General features: G+C 30.2%; 17 protein-coding genes. 7 read left to right on the top strand and 10 right to left on the bottom strand.

Annotated features, from left to right (window positions below; translation table 11 throughout):
- Positions 1–9: 9 nt before the first annotated feature.
- The 6 genes from mutS to I0Q91_RS06135 are packed head-to-tail and all read left to right on the top strand — an operon-like array spanning position 10 to position 8,141.
- Positions 10–2,625 (top strand): DNA mismatch repair protein MutS, encoded by a 2,616-nt coding sequence (gene mutS, locus I0Q91_RS06160; RefSeq protein ID WP_270453548.1) that lies wholly within the window; start codon positions 10–12, stop codon positions 2,623–2,625.
- Between the two features lie 5 nt (positions 2,626–2,630).
- Positions 2,631–4,499, top strand: coding sequence for a DNA mismatch repair endonuclease MutL (mutL, locus tag I0Q91_RS06155; RefSeq protein ID WP_270453547.1), 1,869 nt, complete (start codon positions 2,631–2,633; stop codon positions 4,497–4,499).
- A complete protein-coding gene (gene miaA / locus I0Q91_RS06150) occupies positions 4,492–5,481 on the top strand; it encodes a tRNA (adenosine(37)-N6)-dimethylallyltransferase MiaA (RefSeq protein ID WP_270453546.1) in 990 nt (329 codons plus the stop codon). Before mutL ends, miaA begins: the two co-directional genes overlap by 8 nt.
- Positions 5,448–6,311 (top strand): diaminopimelate epimerase, encoded by an 864-nt coding sequence (gene dapF / locus I0Q91_RS06145; protein WP_270453545.1) that lies wholly within the window; start codon positions 5,448–5,450, stop codon positions 6,309–6,311. The genes miaA and dapF overlap by 34 nt, the downstream gene beginning before the upstream one ends.
- Positions 6,312–6,349: 38 nt before the next feature.
- Positions 6,350–7,522, top strand: coding sequence for an LL-diaminopimelate aminotransferase (locus tag I0Q91_RS06140; RefSeq protein ID WP_270453543.1), 1,173 nt, complete (start codon positions 6,350–6,352; stop codon positions 7,520–7,522).
- Positions 7,523–7,529: 7 nt separating this feature from the next.
- Positions 7,530–8,141, top strand: coding sequence for a tetratricopeptide repeat protein (locus I0Q91_RS06135; protein WP_270453542.1), 612 nt, complete (start codon positions 7,530–7,532; stop codon positions 8,139–8,141).
- Between the two features lie 65 nt (positions 8,142–8,206).
- Here the strand turns inward: I0Q91_RS06135 and lexA are convergent, their stop codons facing one another.
- Positions 8,207–8,827, bottom strand: coding sequence for a transcriptional repressor LexA (lexA, locus tag I0Q91_RS06130; protein WP_270453541.1), 621 nt, complete (start codon positions 8,825–8,827; stop codon positions 8,207–8,209).
- A gap of 168 nt (positions 8,828–8,995) precedes the next feature.
- Between lexA and I0Q91_RS06125 the strand changes: the two genes are divergently transcribed.
- Complete coding sequence (locus tag I0Q91_RS06125; RefSeq protein ID WP_270453540.1) at positions 8,996–9,316, top strand: LysM peptidoglycan-binding domain-containing protein; 321 nt, start codon at positions 8,996–8,998, stop codon at positions 9,314–9,316.
- 114 nt (positions 9,317–9,430) lie between these two features.
- On the opposite strand, the gene I0Q91_RS06120 is transcribed toward I0Q91_RS06125, so the two are convergent.
- The 9 genes from I0Q91_RS06120 to I0Q91_RS06080 all read right to left on the bottom strand — a co-directional run bounded on the left by I0Q91_RS06120 (position 9,431) and on the right by I0Q91_RS06080 (position 16,315).
- Positions 9,431–10,039 (bottom strand): cyclodeaminase/cyclohydrolase family protein, encoded by a 609-nt coding sequence (locus I0Q91_RS06120; RefSeq protein WP_270453539.1) that lies wholly within the window; start codon positions 10,037–10,039, stop codon positions 9,431–9,433.
- Positions 10,039–11,310, bottom strand: coding sequence for an imidazolonepropionase (gene hutI / locus I0Q91_RS06115; RefSeq protein ID WP_270453538.1), 1,272 nt, complete (start codon positions 11,308–11,310; stop codon positions 10,039–10,041). Before hutI ends, I0Q91_RS06120 begins: the two co-directional genes overlap by 1 nt.
- Positions 11,310–12,212 carry a glutamate formimidoyltransferase gene (gene ftcD, locus I0Q91_RS06110; protein WP_270453537.1) on the bottom strand — a complete coding sequence of 301 codons (903 nt, stop codon included), beginning with the start codon at positions 12,210–12,212 and terminating at the stop codon, positions 11,310–11,312. Before ftcD ends, hutI begins: the two co-directional genes overlap by 1 nt.
- A gap of 92 nt (positions 12,213–12,304) precedes the next feature.
- Positions 12,305–12,988, bottom strand: a complete 684-nt coding sequence (locus I0Q91_RS14420) for a potassium channel family protein (RefSeq protein ID WP_270453536.1) — start codon at positions 12,986–12,988, stop codon at positions 12,305–12,307.
- A 14-nt stretch (positions 12,989–13,002) separates the two neighbouring features.
- Entirely contained in the window at positions 13,003–14,490 is a 1,488-nt protein-coding gene (locus I0Q91_RS06100) for a TrkH family potassium uptake protein (protein WP_270453535.1), read from the bottom strand.
- A 66-nt stretch (positions 14,491–14,556) separates the two neighbouring features.
- The gene (locus I0Q91_RS06095) at positions 14,557–15,129 is read right to left on the bottom strand and encodes a nitroreductase family protein (RefSeq protein ID WP_270453534.1); all 573 of its coding nucleotides are present in this window, start codon (positions 15,127–15,129) and stop codon (positions 14,557–14,559) included.
- 17 nt (positions 15,130–15,146) lie between these two features.
- A complete protein-coding gene (locus I0Q91_RS06090; RefSeq protein ID WP_270453533.1) occupies positions 15,147–15,647 on the bottom strand; it encodes a flavin reductase family protein in 501 nt (166 codons plus the stop codon).
- Between the two features lie 135 nt (positions 15,648–15,782).
- The gene (locus I0Q91_RS06085) at positions 15,783–15,989 is read right to left on the bottom strand and encodes a cold-shock protein (RefSeq protein WP_270453834.1); all 207 of its coding nucleotides are present in this window, start codon (positions 15,987–15,989) and stop codon (positions 15,783–15,785) included.
- Positions 15,990–16,072: 83 nt separating this feature from the next.
- Positions 16,073–16,315, bottom strand: coding sequence for a glutaredoxin (locus I0Q91_RS06080; protein ID WP_270453532.1), 243 nt, complete (start codon positions 16,313–16,315; stop codon positions 16,073–16,075).
- Between the last annotated feature and the right edge of the window lie 4 nt (positions 16,316–16,319).

Genomic DNA, 16,319 nt, shown 5'->3' with positions numbered 1-16,319 from the left:
GGTTAAATAATGGCTAAGGTTACACCAATGATGCAACAATATTTTTCATTGAAAAATAAATATCCTGATTCTATTTTATTTTTTAGATTAGGTGATTTTTATGAAATGTTTGGAGATGATGCTGAAGAGGTAGTTCAGATACTGGATATTGCATTAACTTCCAGGAATAAAGGCGGTGGGGAAAAAACGCCAATGGCTGGAGTACCTGCCCACTCAGCTGCTCCATATATTGCAAAATTAATTAATGCAGATTATAAAGTTGCCATTTGTGAACAGATTGAAGATGCAGATGAGAGCAGTGGCCTTGTTGAAAGAGATGTCGTTAGGGTTATAACCCCAGGAACTGTAATCGAGGATGAAATCCTGACTGAAAGAAAAAATAATTATTTAGTAGCCCTGGCTGAAATTAATAATAATTATGGTTTATCCTATATAGATGTATCTACTGGTGATTATAATGTAACTGAGACAAAAAACATTGATGAGGTTTATGATGAACTAAATCGCTTAAATCCCAGTGAAATTGTTATTACTAAGGGTTTCAATCCTGATAACCAATGGGAAAGATTAATTAAAAATAACGATTATCATATTAGTTATATTGAAGAGGAAATCAAGAATCAATCAGATAAATTAGAAAATGATTTTGAAAATATCCTTTTAGAGCATTTCAGTATTAATGATTTAGAGGAGATTAATCTGCAAAATATGGATTCTGCAGTTAAATCTGCTGCTTTGATCTTAAAATATATTAATCATACTCAGAAAAAAAGTTTGGATCATATTTCAAGTATAAGCAGGTATTTTATTGAAGAATATATGGTTATTGATAGTTCTACCAGGCGAAATTTAGAATTGAATCAAACAATTATCGATAGTAGATTTGATGGTTCTCTACTTTCTGTACTGGACCATACTATTAATAGCATGGGAGCTAGACTATTAAGAAAATGGATTAATCAACCTCTTCTAGAAATTGAAAAGATTGAAAAAAGACAAAATGCAGTTAAAGAGTTGCTGGATAGTTTTGTTAAAAGAAAAAAGCTTCAGGATAGTTTAAAGGGAATATATGATTTAGAAAGAATTTTGAGCAAAATAAGCTATGGTTCTATAAATCCCAGGGATATGGACTGTTTAAGAAGTTCATTAAATCTAATCCCTGAATTGAAAAATAAACTTGATGATTTTCAGTCTGTCTATTTAATTGAGATTAAAAATAAGTTGGATGAGATTCCAGAGCTGCTTGAGATATTAAACGATGCATTAGTAGAGGAACCCCCTGTTTCTCCAAAAGAAGGTGGTTTAATTAAATCTGGCTTTAATGAGGAATTAGATAATTTAAGGGAAGAATCTCAGGAGGCCAGAGATTGGATTGCCAATTTGCAGCCTAAAGAACGGAAAAGAACGGGAATTGGTTCTTTAAAAGTAGGTTTTAATAAAGTTTTTGGTTATTATATAGAGGTTACTAAGGCTAATCTGGATACTGTACCAGATGATTATGAAAGAAAGCAGACATTAAGCAATAGTGAACGCTATATAATTCCTGAACTAAAAGAAAAGGAAGCCCAGGTTTTAGGGGCTGAAGACCAGATTCATGAATTAGAATATAAAATATTTACCAGACTTAGAGAAGAAGCCAATAAGGTTTTAGAAAGGATTAAGATCACTGCTAAACAACTGGCAACCCTGGATGTATTAATCTCACTTGCAGAGGTTGCTGCTGAAAACAATTATATCTGTCCTGAGGTTGATGATGGTGATATAATCACAATTACTGAAGGCAGACATCCTGTCGTTGAGATTATGGATGATGTAGATTTTGTTCCTAATCATAGTCGGCTTGATAGAAAAAATAATAGATTTATGATAATTACAGGGCCAAATATGTCTGGTAAATCTACTTATCTTCGTCAGGTAGCTCTGATTGTTTTAATGGCACAGATTGGATCATTTGTTCCTGCAGGAGCTGCCAGGATTGGACTGGTTGATCGTATATTTACAAGGGTTGGGGCCAGTGATGACCTTTCAACTGGTCAGAGTACATTTATGGTTGAAATGAATGAAGTTAGTAATATTATTAATAATGCATCTGCCAGAAGTTTAGTAATTTTAGATGAGGTTGGCAGAGGAACCAGCACTTATGATGGCTTGAGTCTGGCCTGGGCTATAAGTAATTATATAAATAACCCTGATAGAATTGGTGCTAGAACATTATTTGCAACTCATTATCATGAGTTAACAGTTCTGGCAAATAAAAATGATGGTATTAAAAACTTAAATGTTGTAGTTACTGAAGAAAATAATGAGGTTAAGTTTTTACACAAAATAGAACCTGGTTCTGCTGATGATAGCTATGGGATTGAAGTTGCTAAAATTGCCGGTCTTCCAGAAGAAATAATTGATCAGGCTTATCTTGTTTTAAATAAACTTGAAAATAATAATGGAGAAATTGATGGAAGAGATTTTAATAGACTTGACGATGAACAGCTAGAATTATTTGGTTATCCAGAAAATGAAGAAAAAATAATCAATGAAATTAGAGAATTAGATATTAATAATCTAACTCCTATTAAAGCTCTGGAGAAGTTGTATGAATTCAAACAGGATCTTACAGGAGATGAATAGAGTTTATGGCTAAAATTAAAAAATTATCTGAGCAGATTGCAAATCAAATTTCAGCTGGAGAAGTTGTAGAGCGGCCAGCTTCTGTCGTTAAAGAGCTGATAGAAAATTCATTAGATGCCAGCGCTGATAAAATAGAGATTGTCATTGAAAATGGTGGTAAAGATCTTATACAGGTCATTGATAATGGTAAAGGCATTAGAAGTAATCAGATAGAGCTGGCTTTTTCCCGATATGCAACCAGTAAAATTGAGGATGTCAATGATTTATATTCATTAAGAACTCTTGGTTTTAGAGGTGAAGCTCTTGCAAGTATAGCTGCAGTTGCTAAAGTTATTGCTAAGAGCTGTCATAAAGAGGAAAAAGAAGGCGTCAAACTGGTGTTAAATGGTGGCGAAATAATTGAAAAAGAAACAATCGGCTATAATAAAGGTCTCGAAATAACTGTTAAGGACCTCTTTTTTAATACGCCTGCCAGATATAAGTATCTGAAAAAAACCTCTACAGAAGCTGCTCATATCAGTAGAATAATTACTGCTGCTGCTCTGGCCAGGCCTGATGTTAAATTTACTCTTGACCATAATGGCAATAGAACCATTACAACTCCTGGTAGTAAGAGTTTAAAGGATGTAATATATAGTATTTATGGTGAAAATGTTTTTGATAAATTAATTTCTGTTGAATTTAAAGATAACTTTATTGAAGTTTCTGGCTTTGTTGTTGAACCAGATATTATGAGATCGTCAAGACAGCATCAATACTATTTTGTAAATGGAAGGCCAGTTTATAATAAGTTTTTACGTCTGTCTGTTGAAGAAGCCTATAAAGAACTTTTTGGAATTAAGAAATATCCTTTAATATTTCTTAATATAGATTTAAATCCAATTTTAGTAGATGTTAATGTCCATCCAACTAAAAGGGAAGTTAAGTTTAGTAGAGGAAAGGATATTAAGAAAACTATTAAGAGTAATGTTAAAAATATTCTTATAAAAAATAAAGAAAAGACAAGTGATAGTAGCTTTAATAAACAAAAAAGCTCAAATAGTTTTAAGAAAAATCGCAATCAAGCTAAATCTAAACCAAATAATAAGGATAAAAATTTAAAGAGAGAAGTTGAATACCTGCCATCCAGGCTTAACCTTACTGGTGATATAATAAAAGAAAATGAAAATATTGATGAAGATGAGTCCAGGACTGTACAAGCTGATTTATCTTACAGCAAGAACGTTAATAATAGGGATTATCCAGATAGTTTGGATGAAGTTGATCAAGATAGTAATGAAGATAATGAGGATCTAGAGATTAGAAATATTTTAGGTCAATTGCATAGATTATTCATCATTGCTGAAACTAATCAGGGAGTTTTATTAATTGACCAACATAATGCCCATGAAAGAATTATTTATGATAACTTGAAAGCAAAAATTAATTCCAAATCAAATAACAGCAGAATGCTATTAACACCAATTCAGTTAAATTTGAATGCTCAAGAAAAAGAAATACTTATTGAAATTAAAGATGAACTTAATGGTCTCGGGTTTGAAATTGATGAGTTTGGTCCATCTAAATATGCTGTTACTTCAGTTCCAGATTTTATTAAAGATAAGAATCCTGAAGAGAGTATTAGTGATTTAATTAATCATCTATTAGAAACTGCTAAAGTTGCTAAAAATAATGAACTAGTTGATGAGTTATTAATGTATAATTCCTGCAGGAAAGCTGTTAAAGAAGGGAAATATCTCTCCAACTCTGAAATGGAAAAAATAGTTGATGATTTATTTGATACCTCTAATCCCTTTTATTGCCCCCATTATAGGCCAATTATAATAAATTTATCGATTGATGAGTTAAAGCAGAAGGTGGAAAGATATGATTAAAAGACCAGACCTATTGATAATAACTGGGCCAACTGCAAGCGGGAAAACTGGACTTTCTGTTAAATTAGCAAGACTTTTAAATGCTGAAATAATTTCTGCAGATTCAATGCAAATTTATAAATATATGGATATTGGGACTGATAAGGTTTCTAAAGATATCCAGAAAGAAATACCCCACCATTTAATTGATATCTGTGAGCCAGATGAAGAGTTTTCTGTTGCTAGATATAAAAAGTTAGCTGATCAGAAAATAAATGAAATATTTAAAAGAGGAAAACTCCCAATAATAGTTGGTGGTACAACCATGTATATAAAGGCTGTTGTTGAGGGTTTTATGTTACCTTATTTACCAGATAATGATTTTCGGAGAAAGTATAAAGAAGAACTTAAATCTATTGATAAAAACAGATTGCATAATTACTTGAAAATGATCGACCCGGAATATGCTAAAAGGATTCACCCTAATGACACAAGAAGGGTGACTAGAGCTATTGAAATCTATCATATGACTGGAAGAACCAGGACATATTTTGAATTCAGGCAAAACAGAAAAAAAAGTCGATATAATTATTTGCAATTTGCAATAAAAAGAGATAGACAAAAGTTATATAATAAAATAAATAGTAGAGTTGATGAAATGATTTCAAATGGACTCATTGAAGAAGTTGAGTATTTATTTAATAATTTTAATCCAGGGCGAACTGCAGGTCAGGCCCTGGGTTATAAGGAAATTAAAGAATTTTTAGATGGAGAAGCTGATAAAGAAACTGCAATAAAGAATATAAAACAGGGCTCTCGCCATCTGGCAAAAAGACAACTCACTTTTTTAAGGAGAAATTCAAAGAATATCTGGTTAAATCCTGATCATTGGAATAATACAGAATTACTAGCATATATTATTAAAACTGCGTGTAATAAATTTGAGTATTTTGAAAGGAATGAATCAAAATGGAATTTAAGTTTACTAAAATGCATGGTTTAGGTAATGACTTTATAGTTGTTGATAACAGAGAGAATAATCTAGAATTTGATGATAAAGATAAGATTAAAAATATATGTAATAGGAGATTTGGTGTAGGGGCAGATGGAATTTTAGAGATTCTTTCTATAGATGATCCAGATTATGATTTTGAGATTATAATTCATAATTCTGATGGGTCTGAAGCTGAGATGTGTGGTAATGGGATTAGGTGTATTGCCCATTATATTAAGGAATATAATTTGACTGAGAAAATGAAATTGAGTTTAAAAACGAAAGCTGGTAAAATTATTCCAGAGATAATGGAGTATAATAAAGATCAGAAATCAGCAATTATTAGTGTGAATTTAGGAAAACCAGAATTGAAAAATGAAAATTTAGCAATAGATTTACCAGAAATAAAAAAAGATTCATATATTTTAAATCAAAAACTTTTAATAGATGGTAGAGAGTATAAGTTTAACATGGTATCAATGGGAAATCCTCATGCTGTTATCTTTTTTAATGAAGATATTGATGAGTTAAACTGGAAAGATATCGGTTCTAAAATTGAAAAGAATCCACTCTTTCCAGAAAAAACAAATGTTGAATTTGCAACTAAAATAAATAATAATAAAATTAAGTTAAATGTCTGGGAACGTGGAGCTGGCGCAACTCTAGCCTGTGGTACTGGCGCAGCTGCTACAGTTGTGGCTGCTTCGTTAAATAATTTAGTTGATAGAAAAGCCTTAGTTGAATTACCTGGAGGTAATTTACAGGTTGAGTGGAATGATGATGGTGTTTATATTAAAGGAGAATCTAGACTTGTTTTTAATGGTATAATTAATGTATAATAGTGATTAACAACAAATAATCTTAAGAGGTGTTATTAATGGAAGAAGCTAAAAGAGTTAAGAATTTGCCACCATATTTATTTGCTGAAATTGATAAAATGATTAATAAAGCTAAAGAAAATGGAGTTGATGTAATTAGTTTTGGTATTGGTGATCCTGATCAACCAACCCCGAATTATATTGTAGATAGTATGATCGAAGCTGTCCAGGACCCATCAACACATAGTTATCCATCTTATGAAGGTTTATATGAATATAGGGATGCAGTAACTAATTGGTATAATGAAAGATTTTCAGTTGATTTAGATCCAGACACTGAAGTTATCTCTTTAATTGGTTCGAAAGAGGGGATTGCTCATTTGCCTTTTTGTTATATTAATCAAGATGATTATGCCTTAGTACCTGATCCAGGCTATCCTGTATATAATACTGCTTCATTATTAGCAGGAGGCAAGGTTGAAAAATTACCTTTAAAGAAAGAAAATAATTTTTTAGTAGATCTCGATTCTGTTGATGAAGAAATATTAAAAAAAGCTAAGCTATTATTCTTAAACTATCCGAATAATCCTACTGCAGCTACTGCAAATGAGGACTTTTTTAAAGAAATGATATCTTATGCTAAAAAATATGATTTTATAATTGCTCATGACTCTGCATATTCAGAGATTTATTATGAAGATAATAAACCATTAAGTTTTTTAGAAGTTGAAGGTGCAAGAGATGTTGGAATTGAATTTGGCTCTCTATCAAAAAGCTTTAATATGACTGGCTGGAGAGTTGGTTGGGCAGTTGGTAACGAAAAGATTATAGATGCACTTGGTAGAATTAAAACTAATATTGATTCTGGTATATTTGAAGCTATCCAGAAATCTGCTATAACTGCTTTAAATGGTAATGGATCAGCAATAGAAAGTACATGTGATATATACAAAAACAGAAGAAATAAAATTGTAGATGGATTAAATGAATTAGGCTGGAATATTAATAAGAACACAGCTACTTTCTATATCTGGGCTGAAATTCCAGATAGTTATTCAACTGGAGAAGAGTTTTCTAAGAAAGTCTTTGAAGAGACTGGTGTCTTTTTTACTCCAGGTATTGGTTATGGTGATGAAGGCAATAAATATGTTAGAATTGCTTTAACGGTAAATGAAAGTAGAATAGAAGAGGCTTTAGAAAGATTAAAAAATAGCAATATATTTAAAGGATGATTTACTTTTGATAAATTATAAAAGATTACTTATAAGTTTTATAATTTGTGCAATAATAATTTTTTCAGGAACCTCTTTAGCAACTGATAGCTATTGGGAGCAGCATTATGAACAAGCTGAGGTTAAATATAATGAGAATCCTGATTCATTAGCAAATAATTATTATAAAACTGTTTCTATGGCTAATTTAGGCATGATTAATGAAACTATGGATATCCTGGATCAATTTCAAGATGATTTTTCTAGAGATGAGTTTGATGAAATGTTTAATCAGGAAGTAAATAATATTAATCAGAAAGAAGATAAGCTTTTATATTTGAATTACCATGCATTTTATTATGTGATTTTTGATGAGTATGACAATGCTATAGATTATTTTGATAAAATAATTGAAATTGATTCTGATAATATCTGGCCTTTAAATTATAAATCAGCAGCACTAATAGAATCAGAAAGATTTGAAGAAGCTCATGATAGTTTAAATAAGTCATTGGATATAGAAAATAATCAATATACCCGTTTATTATTAGGGGTAAATTATTATGAACAAGGTCATAAACTTAGAGCCATTAATGAATTAAGAAAGACAGGCAGTTTATTATCAGATTTTATATTTTGATAAAGAGAAGGTTGTCCCGATGCTTGGGACAACCTTTAATTTTTTTATATTATCTAATAATATATTTAATTAATAGACCTAAAGAGACCAATTACTTTGCCTAATATTGTAACATTGGTAGTCTTGATTGTATCAAAATCATCATTTTCTGGTAATAATTCAATATGGTCTGATTTTTTAATATATCTTTTAACTGTGGTTTCATCCTCTAATAAAGCTATTACAATGTCTCCATTTTTTGCTTGCCTGGTTTCTTTTGCAATTACATAATCTTCATCATGAATTCCTGCATTTATCATGCTCTGTCCATCTACCTTCAACATGAAAACATCACTATTTCCTGATTTAAAATAATTAATCGGAAGTGGAAAATAATCTTCTACATTTTCTTCAGATAATACCGGGACACCAGCGGTTACTTTTCCTAATATAGGTATATTAACTATTTCTTCAGTTTTAATTTTTTCTTTATTACCTTTTAAAATTTCAATTGCTCTAGGTTTATCAGGATCTCTTTTTATATAATTTAATTTTTCTAAAGTTTTAAGATGGTTATGAACTGATGCTGGAGATTTTAATCCAACTGCTTTTCCAATTTCTCTTACAGAAGGTGGATAACCTTTAGTATTATATTCATCTATAATATGTTCTAAAATTTGTTTTTGTCTATCACTTAAATCGTTCATATTATCCCTCCAAATAATAATGATTGATAGTAATATTATATCATATAATATTAAATTTAACAAACAATAGTTCACAAATTAATAGAAAAGGGGTTGAAGTTGAACTTATGTTCTGGTATAATTGAACATAAGTACTGAACTAAAGTTCGAGCTAAAGGGGGATTTATAATGAAAAGCTTCAGTAATAACCTATTATTGATCTTAGCTTTACTTATTACATTATCTATGACTATTTTTTATTTTAGCCCATCAATACTATCTGGAGGTAAAATATTAAATGGCAATTTTAATAATGGCTCTATGACTCAATCAAATATAGAAATAGAAAGGGTTATTGTACAAAACGGAGATACTCTCTGGAATTTAGCTAGAAGATATTATGGTACAAAAACTGATCTAAGAGAAGTTATTTATGAAATAAAAGAAATAAACAATATGAATAATAGTGATATAAGGCCAGGACAGCAAATAAAAATACCTATAGAATAATTCTCTATTTCATGATTTTTTAATTAAAAATATAAACCTTCGCAAAATAAGTATTTTGCGAAGGTTTATATAAAATCGCTTTATTTAATTTGATTTTTCTTTAAAATAATACTCTTATGATACAGTATTAATAACTATATCGTTTAATTCTTCTAATAAAGATTTCGATCTCTCCAGCATTTCATTTGCTTCTTTTTCTGTAGTATTAACGAAATCTTCATCATTTATGGATGCAGTATTGATAATTACGTTATAATAACCGCCCTGGAGTGCGGAAAAAGCCATATAACCTGCAACGCCTGCATCTGTAACTGCATTTTTATTGCCATGCCTTGCGACTTTAATGGAAATCTCTATTAATTTATATGCTAATTTCATTGTATCCAGCGGAGTTAAACTTGCTTTTTTGAGACCAGCCTGGATAGCTTCTTTTCTTTTTTGCTTTTCTAATTCTGTTTCTTTTGACATCTTAAAAGCTTTCATTACTTCATTGAAGCTATCACTGTCTTTATCCATTAAATGAAAAGCGTCTTGAATATCTTTATTAAGATCAGATTTAAAGGAATCCAGCTCATTATTGTCTTTGGTTAAAACTATTACCATTTTTAATAGGGATGAACTTAATGCTGCAGATAATGCAGCTACGCTACCTCCACCTGGAGTTGGTTTGTTAGAAGCAACTTCTTCCGAAAATTCTTTTAAAGATAAATTTGCAAATGCCATTATTTATCACCCTTTATGATATTATTCTTTTCATAATATAATTTATCTTTTTTATGAGCTATAGAGCCTTTCTTAATCACTGTATCTACAATATTGCCTCCAATATTATAAATCAAATGCTCGTATGATGGAGCATCTAATATAATTAAATCAGCATACTTACCAGGCTCTAAGCTACCGATTAATTTATCTCTATCTAAAGCTTTAGCAGCATTAATGGTTACAGCTTTAACTATTTCTTTTAAGTTCATATTAAGTTTAATAGCAGATAAAGATAATAATAATGGAATTGAATAAGAATGTGAACTTCCAGGATTAAAATCAGTAGAAACTGCAACATTTAACCCATTATCAAGCATTTTTCTTGCAGGTGCATATTTTTCTTGAAGGCTAAATGCCGTAATTGGCAAAATTACAGGGATTACATTATTTTCAGCCATTCGAGTAATTCCTTCATCAGACACTTTTAATAAATGCTCTGCTGAAACTGCATTAAGCTCAGCTGCTAATTCTGCACCACCAACATAAGCAATCTCATCAACATGTAATTTTGGCTTTAATCCTAATGATTTGGCTTCCTGTAAAATCATTTTAGTCTCTTCGGTAGTAAATACACCCTTATCACAGAAAACATCACAAAATGATACATCTTCTCTTTTTGCAACAATTGGAAGCATCTCTTCAATTACATAATTGACAAAGCCCTCTTTATTGTCATTGAATTCTCTGCTAACAGAGTGGGCTCCCATAAAGGTCTGAACTACATCTATAGGATGTTTGCAGTTTAAAGATCTCATAACATCTAATTGTTTTATTTCTGTTTCGATATTTAAGCCATATCCACTCTTTCCTTCGATTGTTGTTACACCCTGCTGTAAATAGTTGTCCAGTCTCTTTTTACCTGCGTTTAGAAGTTCATCAAAACTAGTTTGCCTGGTTGCATCAACAGTATTTACAATGCCGCCACCTTTTTCCATTATTTCAGAATAAGACTGGCCCTCTAATCTCCATAAGTATTCATCTGCCCTGTATCCTCCAAATACAAAGTGGGTATGGGAGTCTATAAATCCAGGCAAGACTGATGCACCTTTAGCATCAATTGAGTTATTATTAGTGAGGTTATATTTTTCTTTTATAATTTTATTCTTACCTATCTCTTTAATTAATCCAGTTTTTTCATTAATTACTATAGCTGCATCTTTTATAAGCCATGGATCTGTTGAAGTTATAAGCTCACCAATATTGTAAACAATCATAAGATTATTATTCATTAGAGGTCTTCCAATAATCTGTTTTCTATTACCTGATTTAAATCAAAGTCATCTAACTTTAGATAATATTCAGCAACATCAAATAATGCTTCAGAAGGTAATAAACCAATTAACTCACTGCCAATTATATTTGCGCCAAATCTTTCGGCTTCAAATTTTACCATTTCCATTACTTGATATAAAGATGTTCCTTTATAATTAGTCATATTCATTGATACCTGAGCAATACCTTTATCTTTTAAATCAATTCCAATTGCTTTACAGTATCTTAAACCTCCACCAGAATGTCTAATTTTTCTGGCTATTTTATCTGCTATTTCTTTATTATTAGTATCTAAATTAATATTAAATGCAACTAATGGCATCCTGGCACCAACAGCAGTAACTCCTGCAGATGAATGAATTTCTGCTGGACCATAATCAGGCTGCCACTCTGGTTCTTTTATTTTTTCTTTCATACCCTCATATTGGCCTTTTCTAATTTTAGCAAGGTTTCTTCTCTTTTCATTGCTTGCTGACTCTTCATACATAAAAATTGGTAAATTAAAATCATCTGATAATTTTTTCGCGACTCTATCAGCTAATTCTTTGGCCTCTTCCATTTCAATATTCTTAACTGGTGTAAATGGAATTACATCAACTGCGCCCATTCTTGGATGTTCACCCTCATGCTTTTCCATATCAATTTCAGCGATTGCAATTTTTGTTGAATCATAAATTGCTTTTTCCACAGCTTCTGGTGTACCGATTGCAGTTACAACTAATCGATTATGATCTTTATCCGCTGAAGCATCCAGCAATTTGACATCTTCAATTTCTTTAAATGGCTTGACAATTGCATCAATCTTTTCCTGATCTCTACCTTCACTAAAATTTGGTACTGTTTCTACTAATTTTTTCACTTTATCCCCTCCAAATTATAGTTTATCCATTTAATATTATAACTTTTCTCACAAAAAGCTTCAATTGAATGCATTAAAGTGTTGTAGTGTGATTATAAAGCACCCATTAAAAAGTCTGCTGCTTTTATCATGTTTTCTTTTGTTGCAACTAAAAATACCTGATTATCGGCATGAATTTTCCTGTTTCCCCTGGGAATAATTAGCTGATCATTTTCAGTATCATAAATTCCAGCTATTACACAATCATCTGGAAATTCACTATTATTTACAATGTCTGCAATAGATTGACCATCAGATCTTGCATCTTCTGGTATAGTGATAATTGAAACTTCAGCTTTTCCATCTCCTAATGATGCGACTTTTCTAATTCTTGGCTCTTCAATATCAACAACAAACCTCTCAGCCAAAAGGTTCATTACTGCCCCAATATTTGTAGCTCCAGCCAATCTATATGCATTTTCATATTCTGGATCTCTCATTCTTACGAGTATTTTATCTACACCAAAGTTTTTAGCTAATATTGTAAAGGCTAAATTATCAACATCATCTCTCATAACAGCTACTGCAACATCACATTTTTCTATACCTGCATCTTTTAATACATTAATTTTAGTTGCATTACCATGAACACTGACTGCTCCATATTGACTATATATTCTTTCACATACCTCTTTTTCTAAATCAATAACAACAATATCATGCTTATCTACTAATTTTTTTACAAGGCTTCTTCCAACAATTCCTCCACCTGCTATTAAAATATATATTTTAGACACCTCTTATTAAAAATTTATTTATTCCAGATATCTTTATTAAATAATGCAATAACTGGTATTAATTCGAGTCTTCCTGCTAACATTCCTATTATATAAGTAATTTTAATAATTGGATTTAATTCAGTCATTTCAGAAACAGAGATATATGAAGGTCCTATATTATTAACTGCAGAAAACATTCCGGAAATAGATTCTAAAGCTGTATGGTTTGAAAATAAAGCTGTTATCAAACCACCTATTAATATAAACACTAACCAGGCAAAGAAAATACCGGCTATTCTATATATTTCTGATTTTTCTATAATAGAGTTATTTATTACTATTGGTTTTACTGCTTTTCTTGGATATCCTAATGTTTTTATTTCTCTGGTAAATAATTCCTTTAAAACTAAAGCCCTATATACTTTTATTCCTCCACCGGTTGAACCTACTGAACCTCCAACTAACATTAAAAATAAAAATAATTGTCGTGCAAAAGCCGTAAAATAAGGTGCAGCTATATCTTTAGTTCCATAACCTGTTGTAGTTAAGATAGCAACAACCTGAAATAAAACTTTTCTAAAATTTTCTTCAATCATTTTAAAATCAAAGCTAATTGAATTAGTAAATATTACAGATAATAAAATTAAAAAAGTTGTAAAAACAATTATTTTAAAATATAATTTTAGCTCTCTATCATTTAAAACATCATTGAATTCCAGATTTTTTATCTTATAGAATATTAAAAAGTTTACGCCACCAAAAAACATAAATACTATAAAGGCATACTCAATTAGAATATAATTTCCGTATCCTGCAGTTCTAAAATAATCTATACTTGTATCATAATTTGAATATCCACCAGTCGATAATGTTGTAAAAGCATGAGTAAGAGCATCATAAAAGCTTAATCCTAAAATCAAAAGAATTATAACCAATAAAATTGTTAGAACTATATATATTGACCATAAAATCTTAATTGTTTTGAATATATTTGGAACTGGTCTGGAATTTAAAGCTTTATGGGATTCTGCTGTAAATAGATGCCAGACTCCACTTCCTAATCTAAAAGTCACCAATAGGAAGAAGGTTAAAATTCCTAAACCACCAAGCCACTGGATAACTGCTCTCAAAAATAATATAGAAGCAGGATAATTACTGATACCGGTTAACATAGTTATTCCTGTTGTTGTAAAACCACTCATAGCCTCAAAATAAGCATCAATATATGGTATTTTAAAAATTAAATAAAATGGTATTGATACAATAAAAGAACCAATAATCCAGCCTAAACTGCATAAAAGCATACCAGTAGCGATGTTTATTTCCCGCTTAACTTTATTTAATCTATATAATAAAATCCCAATCACAGAAAAAATCAATGTTGTTATAAGATATATAACTGAAATTTCAAAGCTTTCATTATTTAAAATAGAAATAAGTAAAGGTAAAATTAAAATAGCAGATATGATAAAAATTAAAGCACCAATATAATGTAAAATTTGATTTTGTTTTTTAAACATGTAATTTACCCCTATATTAAATTATTATAATAAATATAGGATGGCTATAAGCCATCCTAATATAATTTAGTTGATAATTATTTTATTTAAGTTCCTTTTTGGAACATGATGAACTTTATCTTCATCTCTCCAGTATTTTATATTATCATTATCATCCATTTCTTCTAAAACGACTTTTTTGACTGGCTTACCAAGGGATATTACATATAATATTTCATATTTATTAGGCAAATTCAGATTTTCCCTTAATTTTTCTTTATTAATTGCAGCAAAAATACATCCACCTAATCCTTTTTCTCTGGACCCTAATAAAATAGTTTGTGCTGCTATTCCTGGATCACAGAAATAATTTTTTGAAATAGTTTTATCTCCAAGAATTACAATATATCCTGAAGGTCTCTCACCTTTTTTAGGTTCATCCCAGTCTTTAATATAACCAGCCCAGCTTAATGTCTCAAAAATTTTATTGTTAGTTTCTTTTTCATTAGATAAAAAATATTTTAATGGCTGACGATTAGCAGCAGATGCTGTCATTCTTGCTAAATCAATTAAATATTCTAGATCCTCTCTTTTTAAATCATATTCTTCATCATAACGACGATATGAACGATTACCTTTTACTAATTCTTTAAAATTCATAATAATTCCTCCTAAATCTAATTTTTATATGCAGAGACAATCTCGCCATAATATTGATAATGAAAATCTCCATCAGGATAAAAATTATTTAAGATACCCTGATTAAGTTTATCTTTGATTATCTTATCCTTATATGAAATCTTGCATGAATAATGATAAGTAGCTCTTTTTATAAATGGCGAGTTAACATCTGGAGACTCGATAGTTTTTAAATTTAATTCAGAAAACTTATTAACATCTCTTCCAGATTTACTGCCACAATAAGCAAGTTCTTTATTCATATCATACTCATAAGGTACTGAAACAGTAAAATTATCAACTTCTCTCAGCAAATTATATGTATATCTAGAAGGCCTGACTAAGACTTGAAAAATAGGCTTATTCCAGATATAACCGATCATTCCCCAGCCAATGGTCATAGTATTAAGCCGGTCTTTAGATCTTACAGTTAAAAATGCCCCTTCCTGTAATTGCTTATTAACTAAGTCTAGGTCAGCAAAATAGTTTATAGATTTCATAATATTATCACACTCCTGCAATATTAATCATAGCATATTTTAGTTTAATCAGCAATATATTTACATATAAAATAAAATCCCCCGAGGTAATCGGGGGACTAAATCTTTAACAGAATTTAATAGTTATTTAGATGATTATATTTTAACTACATTTTCAGCCTGAGGACCTCGGTCAGTTTCAACAATTTCAAATTCTACTTCCTGACCATCTTCAAGATTCTTAAATCCATCTTCCTCAATAGCTGAAAAATGAACAAAAACGTCTTCTTCTTCGCCTTCACGTTCAATAAAACCAAAACCCTTTTTAGTGTCAAACCATTTTACGTTTCCAGTATAAATCATTAAACTCATTCCTCCTAAATTTAATCTATTTTTAATCCATTATTAGATTAACATAATTTAATTGGTATATCAAGTAAATTTAATTATTTATTTTCTAAATTATCCTTAAACCACTCAATAATATCATCAGACTCATATAATGGGTCTCCATCAATGAATAAACATGGCACCTGTATTTTCCCGCCATTTTTCTTTAAAAATTCTCTAGCCATATCAACTTCATTTATTTCAGTTAATTCAATATCAAAATTCTTATTCTCTAGATAATCTAACACTTTAATACAAAACGGACAGTTTTCTAGATAATATAAATTTAACTCACTCACAATA

Origin of the sequence: Halonatronomonas betaini (genome assembly GCF_015666175.1) — a bacterium.
Taxonomy (GTDB): domain Bacteria; phylum Bacillota; class Halanaerobiia; order Halanaerobiales; family Halarsenatibacteraceae; genus Halonatronomonas; species Halonatronomonas betaini.
This window is presented reverse-complemented; position numbering and strand designations above follow the sequence as displayed.

Excerpts from the sequence above, each read along its gene's own strand:
- mutL (WP_270453547.1), top strand. The coding sequence starts at position 2,631 with ATGGCTAAAATTAAAAAATTATCTGAGCAGATTGCAAATCAAATTTCA.
- I0Q91_RS06120 (WP_270453539.1), bottom strand. The coding sequence starts at position 10,039 with ATGGCATTTGCAAATTTATCTTTAAAAGAATTTTCGGAAGAAGTTGCT.
- mutS (WP_270453548.1), top strand. The coding sequence starts at position 10 with ATGGCTAAGGTTACACCAATGATGCAACAATATTTTTCATTGAAAAAT.
- hutI (WP_270453538.1), bottom strand. The coding sequence starts at position 11,310 with ATGAATAATAATCTTATGATTGTTTACAATATTGGTGAGCTTATAACT.
- I0Q91_RS06085 (WP_270453834.1), bottom strand. The coding sequence starts at position 15,989 with ATGATTTATACTGGAAACGTAAAATGGTTTGACACTAAAAAGGGTTTT.
- I0Q91_RS06095 (WP_270453534.1), bottom strand. The coding sequence starts at position 15,129 with ATGAATTTTAAAGAATTAGTAAAAGGTAATCGTTCATATCGTCGTTAT.
- dapF (WP_270453545.1), top strand. The coding sequence starts at position 5,448 with ATGGAATTTAAGTTTACTAAAATGCATGGTTTAGGTAATGACTTTATA.
- I0Q91_RS06125 (WP_270453540.1), top strand. The coding sequence starts at position 8,996 with ATGAAAAGCTTCAGTAATAACCTATTATTGATCTTAGCTTTACTTATT.
- miaA (WP_270453546.1), top strand. The coding sequence starts at position 4,492 with ATGATTAAAAGACCAGACCTATTGATAATAACTGGGCCAACTGCAAGC.
- I0Q91_RS06100 (WP_270453535.1), bottom strand. The coding sequence starts at position 14,490 with ATGTTTAAAAAACAAAATCAAATTTTACATTATATTGGTGCTTTAATT.
- I0Q91_RS06140 (WP_270453543.1), top strand. The coding sequence starts at position 6,350 with ATGGAAGAAGCTAAAAGAGTTAAGAATTTGCCACCATATTTATTTGCT.
- I0Q91_RS06090 (WP_270453533.1), bottom strand. The coding sequence starts at position 15,647 with ATGAAATCTATAAACTATTTTGCTGACCTAGACTTAGTTAATAAGCAA.
- lexA (WP_270453541.1), bottom strand. The coding sequence starts at position 8,827 with ATGAACGATTTAAGTGATAGACAAAAACAAATTTTAGAACATATTATA.